Below are 14,112 nucleotides of genomic sequence, written 5' to 3' on the forward strand. Positions count from 1 at the left end.
ATCGACCGGTGTCCGCAGCACCAGGGTGTTGACGAACATACCGATCAGATCGTCGAGTGCGCGTTCACCGCGGCCCGCGCTCGGGGTGCCGCTAGCGGTATAGGGTTACCCGGGCCGTCGCGCCCGCAGCCCCGCGAACCCCCCCGGGCCCCCCGCGCCCGGCCGCGGGCGTTCCTTCCCAAAAATCGGGGGGCCCCCCTGGGGGGGCCCCCCCCGGCACCCCGCCCCCCCCCACCGGGCCGCCGGGCAACCCCGCGGGTGGCGGAGGGAAGCCCTTCTCCGCAGTGGTGTGATTCCGGCCCGACTGCATCGGCGCGCCGCGGCCGGAGAGGATCAGTGGTCCCGACTGTTGGCGGATGCTCGGTGTCGACGGGGCCGGTGTACCTCCGTGAGTATTTTTCCGGCGATCGATATTCGGCTCGGAGAGAGACCGAGCGCACCGAATCGACTTGTCCGACGACACCCCTGTGCGAGGATCGGGTGTTATGAATGCCGCGAGCGCGGGTCGGTGGGTAGTCGCCCTGGGGATCATCGGGGCCGCGGCGGGCTGTGCGCCGGCCGAGCCGGCGCCACCCCCGGAACTGGGCTCCGAATTCACCCTGTCGGGCGGCGATACCGCTGTCCTGGACGCGGGCCGGGTGACGGTGCTGTTTCGCGATGTCCCCGAGGACAGCAGATGCCCCGCCGATGTGGACTGTGTGTGGGCGGGCGACGCCACCGTGCTCACCGAGGTCACGGTCGACGGTACACGGTCGGCCCATGAGCTCCATTCGAACCCGCAGTTCCCCGCCGACGTACTGACGGGCGGCTACCGGATCGCGCTGCGGTCGATAGCGCCGCCGGGATCCACCAGTGAAATCCCCCTTTCCGATTATCGCGTGAACCTGCTGGTCACCCGGGAATAATTCCGTTCACTTCATGGGTCACGATCGTGGCGGCGGCTACGATATGGGCATGTCTCGGCTATCTGTCGATCATCCTGACCTCCCCGAATACATGACGTGGGAGGAGCTCGAGGAGCTACCGGTGGAGATCGCCGAGCAGATCGAACTCTGGGACGGTCGAGTCGTCTGGGTCCGCCGAGGGCCGGCTGAGCACCAAGAGTTCACCAATCTGCTGTGGAGCGAGCTACGCCGATGCGCCCGATACGAGATGGGGCGAAGCGCCGAGCTGTGCTGGCGGGTGCATACCGAAACGAATATCTTTTTCGGCCGCAGCGGCAAATCCGATTTCGTCACCCCGGATTTCCTGGTTGCCCGGTGCCTTGCGGAGGCTTATCAGGATCTCCGTGCCGACGATGTCCTTCTCGCCGGAGAGGTGCTCTAGAAAAGTGCCATCGAGACGGTCAGGGCATTCGCCCTGCAGACCACTCACGGCCGGTTACCGGAAGGAGTCCGCCCGCTCTACCCCGCCAACTATTTGCTGGCCGGTAAATGGACGCCGCAAGATTCCGAGCGGATATCGATCGGCTACCCGTTTCCGATCGATATCCCCTGGTCGGCACTGGCCTTCTGAGGCCGGTGCTATCGGGGACTCATTCTCCGGGCAGGGCGCGGCGGAGTTCGGTGACTGCTATCCGGGCGGCCTCGGCGATGGCGGCGTCCACGGCCGGTAGTGCCGGGTCGGCGCGGGCGGCGCGGGTGAATACCGCCACTGCCACCGGATATTCGCCCGGGAATTCGACCACCGCGACCTCGTTGCGGATGATGCCGATGGTTCCCGTTTTACCCGCCACCGATACCGCGCGATGCGGGAAGCCCGCCGCGATCCGGTGTGGCCAGACCTGACGGCGCATCACTGCGCGCGCGAAATCTGTTTGTTGCGCCGACACCACCTCGCCGCGCCACAGTGCCGACAGCAGCCGGGTCATCTCCTCCGGTGTGGTCGCGCTCGTGTAGGCGGGATCGTAGGCGGAGACCGTCCATGCCTCGTCGTTGTCGGCCAGGGCCGCGAAGGCCTCGACCGTGCTGTGGGTATCGGTATCGGAGATCAGGCTGCGCTGGATATCGGCCGTGCCGCCGACCAGCCGGGTCCGGGTGAGTCCGAGGGATTCCAGCAGGTCGTGTACGCGGGCGAGCCCGATCTCACCCAGCAGCAGATCTGCCGCGGCATTGTCGGACACGGTCATCATCGAGGTCGCCAGATCCCGGCGGCTCATGGTGACCGGATCGTGCAGGGCGGAGATTCCGGTGGGCCCCGGTGTGCATTCGGCGGGTGTGAGGGTGAGCCGCTCCAGTGGGTCGATCCGGCCGGCGTCCACCGCGCGGCAGTACGCGAGCAGTAGCGGAAGTTTGTACACCGAGGCGGTCACCACCCGCTCGGTGCCGCCGATGGAGACCTCCGCGGTGCCACCGTCACACCGCCTGGCGTGTAACCGGCCGGTGCAGCCCGCGTCGGCGAACACCGCGTGGATCCGCTCGGCGACGGTCACCGCACTCGTTCCCGGTACAGCACGCCGTCCAAGGCGTCGGCCTGTTCCTCGGCGCCCGGCCGGTGGATCACCCGGCAGCGCAATGCCACCGCTTGCGGCGCCATCCGCAGCCAGGCGACGCCGGGGATATCGGAGGGTGGGGTGGTGGTGAGACCGAAACTGGTTCCGGCGGCCACGGCGGCGAGTATCGAGCGGTCGTCGTGCACGGTGACCGTCGGTGCGTCGAGTCCGCGTTCGCGCAGCAGGTCCCGGACCGTATCGGAGGCCGGGGGGTTGGCGGCACGCGGATACGCCGCATAAGTGAGGTCGGCGAGCATCGGGAACGCCGGACGTTCGGTGGCGGCGCTGCGATGTTCGGCGGGGACCACGATCCAGCGCGGTAGCTTAACCACCGGCCGGGCCGCCACACCGTCCACCAGCGCCGGATGTTCGATCACCGCCACATCGCACAATCCCGACCGCACCGCCGCCACCAGATCGACCGTGGCGGCCACCGTCGTGGAAACCGCGTCGCCGCTGTTCTTCTCGGTGCGTAGCGCGGTGACGCAGGCGGTCAGGATCCGGTCGGAGAGTGCGGTGGTCGCGCCCCAGTGCACGGTGCCCCGGGTGCGGGCGATGCGCTGCGCCTCGGCCAGCAGCCGGGCCGCATCGTCGACGAGCAGCCGGGCCCGTGGCAGGAGTTGCCGGCCGGCCGCCGTGAGTACCGCGCCCTGCCGGGTGCGGTGCACGAGTTCGACACCGAGCTGTGCCTCCAGTCGTCGTAACCCCTGGGACAGCGGCGGCTGGGTCATATCCAGAACAGTGGCCGCCCGCCCGAAATGGCCCTCGTCCGCGATGGCGACGAAATAGCCGAGGTGGCGGATGAGATCCATAGCCATATTGAACCAGCGGTACGCCCGGCCACCGTCCAACTGCGGTTTCAGCGCCGGTACAGCACGGCGAAACCTGCGTCTACCTGCTTCTATATCTATTGCGTATCGTGTGCGGGAGTGTCGGATATTGGCGACCGGCCGCGTACCCGTGTGTGCTGCCGATGTGAAAGCGATCCGATCCGAATTCCGCGTCCCGCGCCGATCGCTGGCGGCCGTACTCGCCGTCACCGCGTTCGCCGTCACCGCATGCGGTTCCGATCCGGGCGAGTCCACCACCTCGACGCCGGCCACGATCAGCCCGCCGGCCGTCGCCGACCTCAGCAATACGCTGATGGAGATCCAGGAACGCCACGACGTGCTGTTCGGGATCGCGGCCTACAGCCCGACGGGTGCGCGGACCTTCGAGTGGAATGCCGCGGACCGGTTCGCCCTCACCTCCACCTTCAAGGTGTACGCGGTCGCCGCGCTGCTGCGACTCGCCGAACGCGGGGAAGTGGACCTGAACGAGCGGGTGCCGATCCGGCCCGAGGACATCGTGATCGCGTCACCGACCACCAGTTACCGGGTCGGTGAGACCCTCAGCTGGTACGACCTGTGCCAAGCCGCCCTGGTGCGCAGCGACAATACAGCCGCCAATCTCATCCTCCGGCGTATCGGCGGACCGTCCGCGGTCACCGCCCTGGCCCGCATGATCGGCGATACCGAGACCAGGCTGGACCGCTGGGAACCGGCACTCAACGAGGCTCTTCCCGGGGACACCCGCGATACCAGCACCCCCGCCGCGTTCGCCGGTGGTCTGCATCGGCTGGTTCTGGGCAATGCGCTGATCCCCGAACACCGGCGGATGCTCACCGGCTGGATGCGTTCGAGCGTCACCTCGGGCGAGCGGATGCGCGAGGGGCTGCCGGTCGGCTGGGTCGCGGCCGATAAATCCGGTGCCGGCGCCTACGGCACCGTCAACGACGCCGGGGTGGTGTGGAGCCCCACCGGAACCTCGGTCGTACTGGTCGTCTTCAGCCGCTCGACCACCGGCTACCCGATGGCCGCCCCCAGCGATCAGGCTATCGCCGACGCCACCACGGCGGTCCTGGAGACCGTGACGAACTGAACTCGCCGGGTACCTGCCACGCAGGACGGGGAAGGCGGGGCGGATGTACCCGGTGGGCTCACTCCTGCACGGCCAGCCCGATCGCCGCGGCCAGGGTCGGCGCGAGGTCCAGGAGTTGACCGGGTGTGACGAGCGCGCCGCGCAAGAACTCCACGCCGTCGGCGATACCGATACTGTGGGCACCCCGGAAGTCGACCTTCTTCAGCTGTGCGTTCCGCACCGTCAAGGCCGATATCTCGGAACCGGGAAAGCTCACTTCCGAAAGTTTCGCGCTACCGAAATCGACGTGGCGCAGTACGCAATCGACGAAGCGGACCTTGGTCAACCGGGCGTTCCGGAAATTCACCGAGTCGAGTTTGCAGTTGTGGAAGACCACCCGGCGTAGTTCGGCGCCGCTGGCCTCCACACCCGACCAGGCGCCCTCGATCACTTCCGCGTCCAACCAGGCGGCGTCCGGCATATCGGTACCGGTGAACCGGACACCGTGCAACCAGACATCGGCGAACCGCGCACCACCGGACACCCCGCGGTCGATATGCACCGAGCGGAAGGCGCACTGGTCGAACACCGTATGGCGGAGGTCCGGTTCGGTCAGCACCAGGTCTTCGAACCGCGTGCAGTCGTACTCACGCTCGAGATCCGGGGCGCCCGCCGGTTCCAGCCATTGTGCGAACGGTAGCTCGGCCAGTTCACGTGGCATTGCGCTCCTTCTACGATCCGATTCACGCCGCGACGGTCCCACTGTAGATGCCGGAACCGCGCCCCTTCGCCACCGTTCGGCCCTGTTCGCGCCGGACGATCGCGAGGCCACTGGATGCCTTCCGGGGCCGCGTACCCGGTTACCCCGGCGCAGTGCCGCTGTCAGCGATACAGGGGGTCGGCGGCCACCCGGTCGCGAGGAGCTGCGGCGGCGAGATGACCTCGCAGCGTGGTGGTTTCGTAGTCCGCACGGAAAAGGTCGCGGGACGCCAGCAGCGGGACCAGTTCGTCGGCGATCACCTCGAGGCTGTCGACGAGGATATCGGGTTGCAGGTTGAATCCGTCGCAGGCGTAACTGCGGTACCACTGCTCGATACGGTCGGCCAGTTGTTCGGGGGTGCCCACGAAACCGCCGTGCCCGGAACCGGAGTAGCGCGTCTGACGCAGGTACTCCCGGACGGTCGGGCGGGTCTGCCGGATCTGCTCGAGGATGGATTCGCGGAAACCGATGCTGCCGGTGAAGATTTCCGGATCCGCGGGGCCGCGCAGTATCTCGTCCGGGAACCGCTCGTCGAGATCCAGGGTGGCGATATCGACCCCGATGGCGTGGGACAGCCAAGCCGCCGAATACGCGCTGGGGCTCGACTCGTACAGTTCGTCGACGCGGCGCCGGGCCTCCTCCTCGGTGGAGCCGAGGGTCAGCAGCAGGCCGGGCATGATCGCGACGTCGCGGGGGTCGCGTCCGGCCCGCGCCGCACCGTCCTTCACAGTCCGGTAGTGCTCGCGCGCGGTCTCGAGGGTGATCTCGGCGGTGAATACGCCGTCGGCGTAGCGGGCGGCGATATCGCGGCCGCCGGGGGAACCGCCGGCCTGGAACAGCACCGGCATTCCCTGCGGTGAGGCGGGGGCGCGGAATTCGCCGTCGTAGTCGAAATGGGTGCCGTGATGGTGGACCCGGGCGCCGGTTCCGGCTGCCGACCACAGTGCGTGGCAGAGTTCGGCGAATTCGGCCCCGCGTTCGTAGCGCCGGCTGCGCGGTATCACCTGTTCGAGACCGAAGTTCGCGGCGGACCGGTCGTCCCGGGTGGTCACCAGGTTCCAGCCGGCGCGGCCGTGCGAGACGTGGTCCAGGGTGAGGATCCGGGCGGCCAGGTCCACCGGGTCGTTGAAGGTGGTGGACGCGGTGGCGATGAGACCGACGTGTTCGGTGCTGCGGGCGATATGGGCCCAGGTGACCGTCGGGTCGAGTCGGATGGGATTGGCGTCGTAGGCGGGATCGCCGAGACCCAGCGCGTCGGCGAGGAAGACCGCGTCGAGCCGGGCGCGTTCGGCGAGCCGGCCGATCCGCTCCCAATACTCGGGTTCGACGAAATCCTGGGTTCCGAGCAGCGGTGAGCGCCAGGCGGCGGGGATATAGCCGTAGACGAGCACATTGACACCGAGCAGGACGTGGCCGGTGCGGGGTTCGGTCATGCGGTCACGCTCCTTGGCCCTGCGGGCGCAGGAAGGAGTTCGATCCGCCCGCCGGTGGGGTGCCGTTGATGTAGTAGTCGCCGAGTACTCGTTCCTTGAACACGCGGGGGTTGTGCGAGGCGAGGGTGCGGGCATTGCGCCAGTGCCGGTCCAGGCCCGCGCCGACCGCGGTCGCGGAGGCGCCGAGGGCATCGAACACGGTCGCGGTGACCTCGAGCGCGGCTTCGATGACCACCGTTTGCGCCTCGTGGGTGCGCACGGTCGCCTGGACGAGCGCCTGCTGTTCGGCCTCCGCGTCCCGCCGGAAATGGGCTTCGGCGACGGCGTCGAGGGTGGCCGCCTGTTTCTCCAGCGCCGCCTCCGCCGCGAACACCCGGCCGGCCAGCACACCGATACGCTGCTGGAGCAGGGGGTCGCGGGCGGGTACCTCGTCGATGCCCAGCGGATAGTTGCGGGGCCGGCGGCGCAGCGCGGCGGCGCCGTCGCGGAACGCCGCCCGGGCAATGCCGGTCAGTACCGACAGCAGCGCTGTCTGATAGAAGAGCCCCTGATAGGCGAAGCGTTCCTCGGCGGGGAACAGGCCGTGTTCGTCGACCACCGCGTCGTGGTAGCGGGCCGATCCGCTGGCGGTGGTCTGCTGGCCGAACCCGGTCCAGTCGTCGACGAGCGTGACGCCGGGCTGATGCCGGGCGACGAGCACGGTGACCAGGCGGTCGTCGGCGTCCTTGCCGATCACATCGAGCCAGTCCGCGTAGAGGCTGCCCGTCGCGTAGAACTTCTCGCCGGTGACCCGGGTGACTCCGTCGACGGTGCTGATCCGGGTGCCGATATCACCGAATTTCGCGTTGTTGGCCTCGGTCCAGCCGCCGCCGACGAACTCGCCGCGGCGGAACCGGTCGAGCCAGATCTCGGTCGCCGGATGCTCCGGCGAGTTCAGCCGGTCCTCCACGAAGGCGAGGTGGTTGCGGAAGATATGCGCCACATTGGGGTCGGCGGCGCCGAGATCGGCGAGCAGGCGGAACAACTGCTGCAGGGTCGCGCCGTCGCCACCCAGTTCGCGGGGGATCCGCAGCCGGGAGAATCCGGCGTCCACCAGCTGCCGGACCTGTTCGTAGGGGAATTCGCGGGCGCGTTCCCGGGCGAGGTCGCCTTCGCCGATCCGGTCGAAGACGGGTTGATAGGTCGCGCTGAGGGATTCGTATCCGGCGTCGGGGTCCGCCAGCAGCGATCTGAGGCCGGTCGAGGTGGAGGCTGTCATGGGGTCCCTTCGGTAAGTCGGTGCACTGCGCGCGGTTTCAGCGGTAGACGGCGGGCGACGGTACGGCGAACGCCGGTGGGGCGTCGGCCAGCAGATCGGCGGGTGGTGCCAGGCCCAGGACGTTCCGCAGGGTGGCGTCGGAGTCGAGAGCGCCGGGCCCACCGCGGTCCGCGACGAATGCGGCTGCGGTGCGTAGCAGATCGGTGGCGGTTTCGGCGGGGGAGCCGCCGATACCCGTGCGGAGCAGGATTCCGTGCGCGCCGGCGGTCAGGAGTACGTCGGCGGTATCGATATCGGCGGACTCGGTGACAAGGGGAGTGGTGCGGTGTTCCAGCGCGGCGGCGACGGAACCACGATCGGGAAACCCGCCGAGTACGGTGAGATCACCCGTATCGGTTCGGGAAATCTCCGATTCCGGCCCCGTGATGTACCGGGCGAGAACCGGTGTGCCCTGGGCCGAGGCCGGAATGCTGAGCGGTCCGGCGGTTCGGGTGACACCCCGGTGGTCCACTCGGCGGATTCGCTCGGAACGCACCAGGATTCCGCTGTCCTTGTCGCCGATGATGCTGTCGCGGGGCCAGCTCTGCCACAACCCGATCAGGGCGCGCGCGGTATCCGCGGTGGTCTCCGGCCCGATTTCGGCACTGCTGCCCAGTCCCGCTCCGCTCCAGGCATCGCCGGTGCGGCCACGGGTATCGCGGCTGCCGAGCAGGATTCCGGACCGTCCCCGGGTGAGGTGATCCAGCGAGAGCGCCCGCCGGGCGAGGTTGTAGGGCAGGTCGATATGGGCGGCCGCGGCGAAGAGCACAGGCGGCCCGCCGTAGGTCGCCAGTGCCGTGGCCAGGAGGCTGGGGTCGAGATCGGTGGCGGCGGGCGCGGAGCCGGTGAGCCGGTCGATTCCGATCACCGCGAAGGCGGCCGGCTGCCGTTCCCACGCGGTGCGCAGGGTGTTGTCGGCGAGGATCGCCGCGGCTTCGGCGGTGGTCACCGCCAGGGCGAGGATCGGGGTGCCGGGTGCGGAGGTCATGCCGCCTGTTCTTTCCGTCGGCCGAGGTCGGCGTCGAGCAGTGCGCGGGTCTCCTCGGAGCGCGCGCTGTCGTAGAGGAGTGCGGTGGGGAATTCGTCGACCAGCCGGCCGCCGGTGAGTACGCCGATCCGGTCGCTGACCCATTCCACGAGCCCCAGATCGTGACCGATGAACACACAGGTCAGGTTCAGGCGTTCGCGCAGCTCGAGCAGCAGGTCGATGATCTCGGCCTGGGTGGAGACATCCAGCGAGGAGGTGGGCTCGTCGAGGACCAGCAGATCGGGTTCCAGCGCCAGCGCCCGCGCCAGGCAGACCCGCTGCGCCTGGCCACCGGACAGCGCATGCGGGTAGCGGTCGGCGAAACCCGCGGGCAGGCCGACGAGCGTGAGGGACCGGGCCAGCGCCTCCGCGGCCTGTTTCCGGCTCCGCACCCGGCCGAAGCGGTACAGCGGCCGGGCGATCTGCTCGCCGACACGCAGCGCGGGGTTGAGCGCGCCGACCGGATCCTGGAAGACATATTGCAGTCGGGATCGCAGCGCGCGCAGCTCGTCCGGTGCCGCACCGGTGAGCCGATTCCCGTCGAAGGTCACCGAACCCGCGGTGGCGGGCAGCAGTCCGCCCAGAACGCGGCCGAGGGTCGACTTCCCGGAGCCGGACGGCCCGATCAACCCGTAGATTTCGCCGGGCCGCACGGTGAGCGATACGTTGTCCACCGCCACGAATTCGCGTGCGGCGAGCCCGGTTCCGAAACCACCCACCCGGAATCGTTTGGAGACCGCATCGAGTCGCACGACCGGTTCGGTGTTCCCGGCATCGGGAGGCGGCGCGGGGACCGGCGGTGCGGGGACCGGAAGTGCGGTCACCGGCGGGGCGGGTAGCGACGCCAGGCGCCGCGATCCGTCCCATTGTGGCAGCGTGGCGCGTTTCCCCAGCCGGGGCACCGCATCCAGCAGGCGCCGGGTGTACGGGTGATCGGGTGCGGAGAGCACCTTCTCCCGGACCCCGGTTTCGACGATCCGGCCCTGGGCAAGTACGGCCACCCGGTCGGCCATATGGGCGACCACATCGAAATCGTGGGTGATCAACAGCAGCGCCGAGCCCGTGGCGCGGGTGATATCGCGGAGCAGATCGAGGATCTGGCGCTGGACGATGGTATCGAGGGCGGTGGTCGGTTCGTCGGCGATCAGTACCAGCGGTTCGGCCAGGGCGGCCAGTGCCAGCGCGACCCGCTGGCGCATTCCGCCGCTGAGTTCGTGCGGATAGCAGGCCAGGACGCGGTCCGGACTGTCGAACCCGACCTGCGCGAGCCAGGCGGCCGCCAGTTCGCGCCGCGCGGAACGCCGCAACTGCGGGCGATGATGGACGATGATCTCGTCGAGCTGGGCGGCGATCCGGTGCGCCGGATCCAGCGCGCCGAGCGGGTTCTGGAACACCATGCCGATCCCGGACCCCCGGTAGCCGCGGAGCCGGCGGTCGGGCAGCGCGGTGAGCTCGACGGCCTCGTCCGCCCCGGGATGGAAGCGGACGGCGCCGCCGGTGATCCGTGCCGCGCGCGGCAGCAGGCCGATGATCGCGGCCGCCGTGAGGCTTTTCCCGGAACCGGATTCCCCGACGAGGGCCAGTACCTCGCCGGCGGTGAGGGTGAACCGGATATCCGCGACCGTGGGGCCGCCGGGTTCGTCGCCGGGGACGGCGATGCTCAGACTGTCGACTTCGAGGACGGTGCGGGTCGCGGCACCGGTTTCGCCGGGGCGGGTTTGCGGTGTGGACAGTGCGATCATCGGCGGTTTCCTCGGGTGCGGGGATTCGACAGGTCGTGCAGGGCGTCGCCGAGCCAGTTGAAGGCCAGGGCGACGACCACGACCGCGAGACCCGGAATCACCGCCACGTGCATATGCCCGGACAGCACGACTTTCGCGCCGGAAGCGATCATCTGGCCCCAGTCCGGGGTCGGGGGCTGCACGCCGATCCCCACCGCGCTCAGGCTCGCCGAGAACACCACCATGGTGGCGACCATGCCGGTGCCGTAGACGACGATCGCACCGCGCACATTCGGCAGCACCTCGCGCACCATCAGCTCCTGCCGGGTGGCACCGAGCGCGGTGGCGGCCTCGACGTACTCCCGCCGCACCTGCTGTTTGACCTCGGTGAACACCACGCGGGTCACATAGGGGACCACGGTGAACACGATCGCCGCCGCCACCACCACGGGCCCGGGGCTCAGGACGGCGGCCAGCGCCACCGCGACCAGAATCACCGGAAAGGCGAACAGCATGTCCACGACCCGCATGACGGCACCGCTCACCTTCGGGCCGGCGAAACCGGCGAGCAGCCCGGCCCCGGACCCGGCGACCGTGGCCGCGGCCACCGCGAGTACCGCCAGCAGCAGCGAGGTTCGGCCACCCCAGAGCAGCCGGCTCAGCAGATCCCGGCCGAGATCGTCGGTGCCCAGCAGATGCCCGGCGCTGCCGGGCGGCAGGAATTTGGCGGCGGGGTCGGTGGCCAGCGGGTCGTACGGCGCGAGTACGGGCGCCAGCAGGGAGACGAGGACCACGGCACCGATGAGCACGACGGCGGCGACGAATTGCGCACTGTAGCGCCGCCCGCGAACTCGTCGCCGGCCGGCGGTCAGGGGCGCGCGGGATACCCGGACGGAGACCATCACGCGCCTCGCAATCGTGGATCGAGCGCATCGACGATCACATCGGTGACGAGGTTGACCAGCAGATAGCACAGCGCCACCAGCACGATCCCGCCCTGGATCACCGGATAGTCCTTACCGTTCACGGCATTCACCAGCTGGGTGCCGATACCGGGCCAGTTGAACACGATTTCGACGAAGAACACTCCGGTGATCAAGGTGCCGATTTCGAGGCCGGTGATATTGACCAGACTCGGCAGGATATTGCGGAAGACATTCTTGCCGTAGATCTTTCGCCGCGGTAACCCTTGTGACCGGAAGGTGCGTACATAGTCGGTGCCGGTTTCGCGCACGATGCCGATCCGGACGAACCGGGCCAGCACCAGCATGGAGATCAGTGCGGCCGATATCGCGGGCAGCACCAGATGCTGCAGGAGATCGCCGAATCCACCGCCGCCGCGGGACTGCATCCCGCCCACCGGCAGCCAGCCCAATTGCAGGGCGAACACGCTGATCAGCACCAGCCCGAACCAGTACACCGACAGATTGCTGCCGATCTGGGCCACCAGCATCACCGCGCGATCCACCCAGGTGCCGTGCCGGATCCCGGCGACCGCGCCGATCAGTGTGCCGAACACCACGCACACCACGGTCCCGGCCGCGGTGAGTATCAGCGTGTTGAGGAAGGGCGGGACGAGGATATCGAATACCGGCGTGCCCAGGGTCAGCGACAATCCGCCGCCGTCGGCGGCCAGATTCTTCAGCCAGACGAAGTACTGCTCCCACAGCGGACGGTCCAGCCCGTAGGTGGCGCGTAGTTCGTCGAGCTGTTCGGGCGTGAACCGCAGGGCGAACTGGGCTTCCACCGGGTCGCCCGGGGTGAGCGCGCCGAGCAGGAAGGCCAGGACCGAAACGAGGAACAGGATGGGCAGCACATTGAGGACGCGCAACCCGATATGACGCAACCGGTTCATCGGGCGCCCGATAACCAGACCGGGGACAGGTCGTACCAGTTGGTGGCCGGGAACACGAAACCTTCCACATTCGGGCCGGTCGCGTAGTAGCGGTTCAGGTTCACCGCCGGAATCACCAGCGCCTCGTTCCGCAGTTTCTCCTCGGCCTGCTTCCACAACCCGATCCGCGCCTTCGCGTCGGGAGTGTGCAGGGCCGTTTCGATGGCCGCGGTCACCTCCGGGTGTTCGGCCGGGTCCAGGCCGCGGTTCTGTAGACCGGTGTACCCGTTGTGCAGCCATTCGGCGTTCGTCTCACCGAACTCGTCGATACTCAGGCCGTCGCCCGGTTGCGGATTGCGGATGCGCGACGAGTAGTTGACGCGGTCGAGGCTGACGATATCGACCTCGACGCCGATCTCCTTCAGATGGGCCTGCAGCCATTGGCCCACATTCTCGTTCGCCACATCGATGACGAGGCCGAACCGGAGTTCCCCGGGGCCGAAACCGGCTTCGGCGAGCAGTCGCCGGGCGCGGTCCGGGTCGTACGGGAAATCCCGCACCGCCGGGTCGAAGGCTTCGTTGCCCGGCGGCAGGAACGAGTACTGGGGTGCGGCGTACCCGTTGTAGACCTCGTTGGCCAGGGCCTTCCGGTTCAAACCGTGGATGAGTGCCTTGCGCACCCGGTCGTCGTCGAACACCGGATTCTTCCGGTTGAAGGAGAAGTACACGAGTTCGGCGCCGGTGCCCTCGGGGACGTCGAAGCCCGCGTTCTCCAGGGATTCGACATCGTCGGGCGGGACATAGCTGATCAGGTCCACTTCGCCGTTGAGCAGGGAGGCGACCCGGGTCTGGTTGTTGGGAATCACCCGGAAGGTCAGCGTATCCAGGCGTGGTCGCGTACCCCAGTAGCCGGGATTGCGTTGCAGCACGATGCGATCGCCGATCGCGCGGGAATCGAACCGGTACGGCCCGGTGCCTTCGGGATGTTCGGCGAAACCGTTGTTCCCGTACTTCTCCCACACCGCGGGATTTCCGATGGGGAGGGTGTACATGGATTGCGCCAGGATGCGCGGGAAGCCGAGGAAGGGTTTGTCGAATTCGAAGGTGTAGCTGTGTGTACCCGTGGGGCGGGCAGCGCGCAGATTGTCGAACCACACCCGCACCCGGCCCGCGCTCTCCTCGTCGAAGAACTCGTACGAGCGATCCCAGACCCGCCGGACGTTCTTGTCCAGCGCGGCCGCGTCGAACGGGGAGCCGTCGTGGAAGGTGGCGCCTTCGCGGAGCCGGAAATTCCAGACGCGGCCGTCGGCGCTGTGCTCCCATTTCGTGGCCAGCACCGGGACCAGGCCGGGTACGCCCGTCGTGGTGGTCAGGTCTTCCCCGACAAGAGGTTCGAAGATATTGCGGGAGACCCGGTAGGTCTCCCAGAATGTCTGCCGGTGCGGGTCCAGCCCGCGTGGTTCCAGATACAGGCCGCTGATGAACTCACCGCCGTCGACGGGGGTCCCGCCGTTCCCGCCGGCCGAGCAACCGGTGAGCAGGACCACGGCGGCCAAACCTGCCGCGAGAAGGGTGTAGCGCTTGTTCCTACGCACTGGTCGCAAACTTTCCGTCGGTAACGAAGACTTCCGACGCAGAAACATAGGATGA

13 protein-coding genes are annotated in these 14,112 nt (G+C 68.5%); 3 read left to right on the plus strand and 10 right to left on the minus strand.

Translation table 11 applies throughout. The features are described from left to right. Positions 1-485 precede the first annotated feature (485 nt). Both QH195_RS06640 and QH195_RS35050 read left to right on the plus strand, forming a co-directional pair. Entirely contained in the window at positions 486-905 is a 420-nt protein-coding gene (locus QH195_RS06640; RefSeq protein WP_280419838.1) for a hypothetical protein, read from the plus strand. Between the two features lie 49 nt (positions 906-954). Next, a complete protein-coding gene (locus QH195_RS35050) occupies positions 955-1,326 on the plus strand; it encodes a hypothetical protein (protein WP_348536860.1) in 372 nt (123 codons plus the stop codon). A 208-nt stretch (positions 1,327-1,534) separates the two neighbouring features. Here the strand turns inward: QH195_RS35050 and QH195_RS06650 are convergent, their stop codons facing one another. Together QH195_RS06650 and QH195_RS06655 are read right to left on the minus strand one after the other, a co-directional pair. Next, positions 1,535-2,431: a class A beta-lactamase-related serine hydrolase gene (locus QH195_RS06650; RefSeq protein ID WP_280434716.1), complete on the minus strand. Its 897-nt coding sequence runs from the start codon at positions 2,429-2,431 to the stop codon at positions 1,535-1,537. Beyond that, positions 2,428-3,303 carry a LysR family transcriptional regulator gene (locus QH195_RS06655; protein ID WP_280419840.1) on the minus strand — a complete coding sequence of 292 codons (876 nt, stop codon included), beginning with the start codon at positions 3,301-3,303 and terminating at the stop codon, positions 2,428-2,430. The genes QH195_RS06650 and QH195_RS06655 overlap by 4 nt, the downstream gene beginning before the upstream one ends. 163 nt (positions 3,304-3,466) lie before the next feature. Between QH195_RS06655 and bla the strand changes: the two genes are divergently transcribed. Further along, on the plus strand, positions 3,467-4,411 hold the full coding sequence (gene bla, locus QH195_RS06660; RefSeq protein WP_280434717.1) for a class A beta-lactamase: 945 nt from the start codon (positions 3,467-3,469) through the stop codon (positions 4,409-4,411). Between the two features lie 58 nt (positions 4,412-4,469). On the opposite strand, the gene QH195_RS06665 is transcribed toward bla, so the two are convergent. From QH195_RS06665 to QH195_RS06700, 8 genes are all read right to left on the minus strand, one after another. Further along, a complete protein-coding gene (locus tag QH195_RS06665; RefSeq protein WP_280434718.1) occupies positions 4,470-5,111 on the minus strand; it encodes a pentapeptide repeat-containing protein in 642 nt (213 codons plus the stop codon). A 161-nt stretch (positions 5,112-5,272) separates the two neighbouring features. Further along, positions 5,273-6,583: an LLM class flavin-dependent oxidoreductase gene (locus QH195_RS06670; RefSeq protein WP_280434719.1), complete on the minus strand. Its 1,311-nt coding sequence runs from the start codon at positions 6,581-6,583 to the stop codon at positions 5,273-5,275. A gap of 4 nt (positions 6,584-6,587) precedes the next feature. Continuing rightward, the gene (locus tag QH195_RS06675) at positions 6,588-7,841 is read right to left on the minus strand and encodes an acyl-CoA dehydrogenase family protein (RefSeq protein ID WP_280434720.1); all 1,254 of its coding nucleotides are present in this window, start codon (positions 7,839-7,841) and stop codon (positions 6,588-6,590) included. Positions 7,842-7,878: 37 nt separating this feature from the next. Next, on the minus strand, positions 7,879-8,868 hold the full coding sequence (locus QH195_RS06680; protein WP_280434721.1) for a hypothetical protein: 990 nt from the start codon (positions 8,866-8,868) through the stop codon (positions 7,879-7,881). After that, on the minus strand, positions 8,865-10,649 hold the full coding sequence (locus tag QH195_RS06685) for an ABC transporter ATP-binding protein (RefSeq protein WP_280434722.1): 1,785 nt from the start codon (positions 10,647-10,649) through the stop codon (positions 8,865-8,867). The genes QH195_RS06680 and QH195_RS06685 overlap by 4 nt, the downstream gene beginning before the upstream one ends. After that, complete coding sequence (locus tag QH195_RS06690) at positions 10,646-11,530, minus strand: ABC transporter permease (protein WP_280434723.1); 885 nt, start codon at positions 11,528-11,530, stop codon at positions 10,646-10,648. Before QH195_RS06690 ends, QH195_RS06685 begins: the two co-directional genes overlap by 4 nt. Next, positions 11,530-12,483 (minus strand): ABC transporter permease, encoded by a 954-nt coding sequence (locus tag QH195_RS06695; protein WP_280434724.1) that lies wholly within the window; start codon positions 12,481-12,483, stop codon positions 11,530-11,532. Before QH195_RS06695 ends, QH195_RS06690 begins: the two co-directional genes overlap by 1 nt. Further along, positions 12,480-14,057 carry an ABC transporter substrate-binding protein gene (locus QH195_RS06700; protein ID WP_280434725.1) on the minus strand — a complete coding sequence of 526 codons (1,578 nt, stop codon included), beginning with the start codon at positions 14,055-14,057 and terminating at the stop codon, positions 12,480-12,482. The genes QH195_RS06695 and QH195_RS06700 overlap by 4 nt, the downstream gene beginning before the upstream one ends. Positions 14,058-14,112: the final 55 nt, after the last annotated feature.

Origin of the sequence: Nocardia carnea, from assembly GCF_029868855.1 — a bacterium.
GTDB lineage: Bacteria > Actinomycetota > Actinomycetes > Mycobacteriales > Mycobacteriaceae > Nocardia > Nocardia carnea_A.

Coding starts and splice junctions, on each gene's coding strand:
- QH195_RS06655 (WP_280419840.1), bottom strand. CDS start 3,303: ATGGATCTCATCCGCCACCTCGGCTATTTCGTCGCCATCGCGGACGAG.
- QH195_RS06640 (WP_280419838.1), top strand. CDS start 486: ATGAATGCCGCGAGCGCGGGTCGGTGGGTAGTCGCCCTGGGGATCATC.
- QH195_RS06670 (WP_280434719.1), bottom strand. CDS start 6,583: ATGACCGAACCCCGCACCGGCCACGTCCTGCTCGGTGTCAATGTGCTC.
- QH195_RS06675 (WP_280434720.1), bottom strand. CDS start 7,841: ATGACAGCCTCCACCTCGACCGGCCTCAGATCGCTGCTGGCGGACCCC.
- QH195_RS06695 (WP_280434724.1), bottom strand. CDS start 12,483: ATGAACCGGTTGCGTCATATCGGGTTGCGCGTCCTCAATGTGCTGCCC.
- QH195_RS06665 (WP_280434718.1), bottom strand. CDS start 5,111: ATGCCACGTGAACTGGCCGAGCTACCGTTCGCACAATGGCTGGAACCG.
- QH195_RS06680 (WP_280434721.1), bottom strand. CDS start 8,868: ATGACCTCCGCACCCGGCACCCCGATCCTCGCCCTGGCGGTGACCACC.
- QH195_RS06685 (WP_280434722.1), bottom strand. CDS start 10,649: ATGATCGCACTGTCCACACCGCAAACCCGCCCCGGCGAAACCGGTGCC.
- QH195_RS35050 (WP_348536860.1), top strand. CDS start 955: ATGTCTCGGCTATCTGTCGATCATCCTGACCTCCCCGAATACATGACG.
- QH195_RS06690 (WP_280434723.1), bottom strand. CDS start 11,530: ATGGTCTCCGTCCGGGTATCCCGCGCGCCCCTGACCGCCGGCCGGCGA.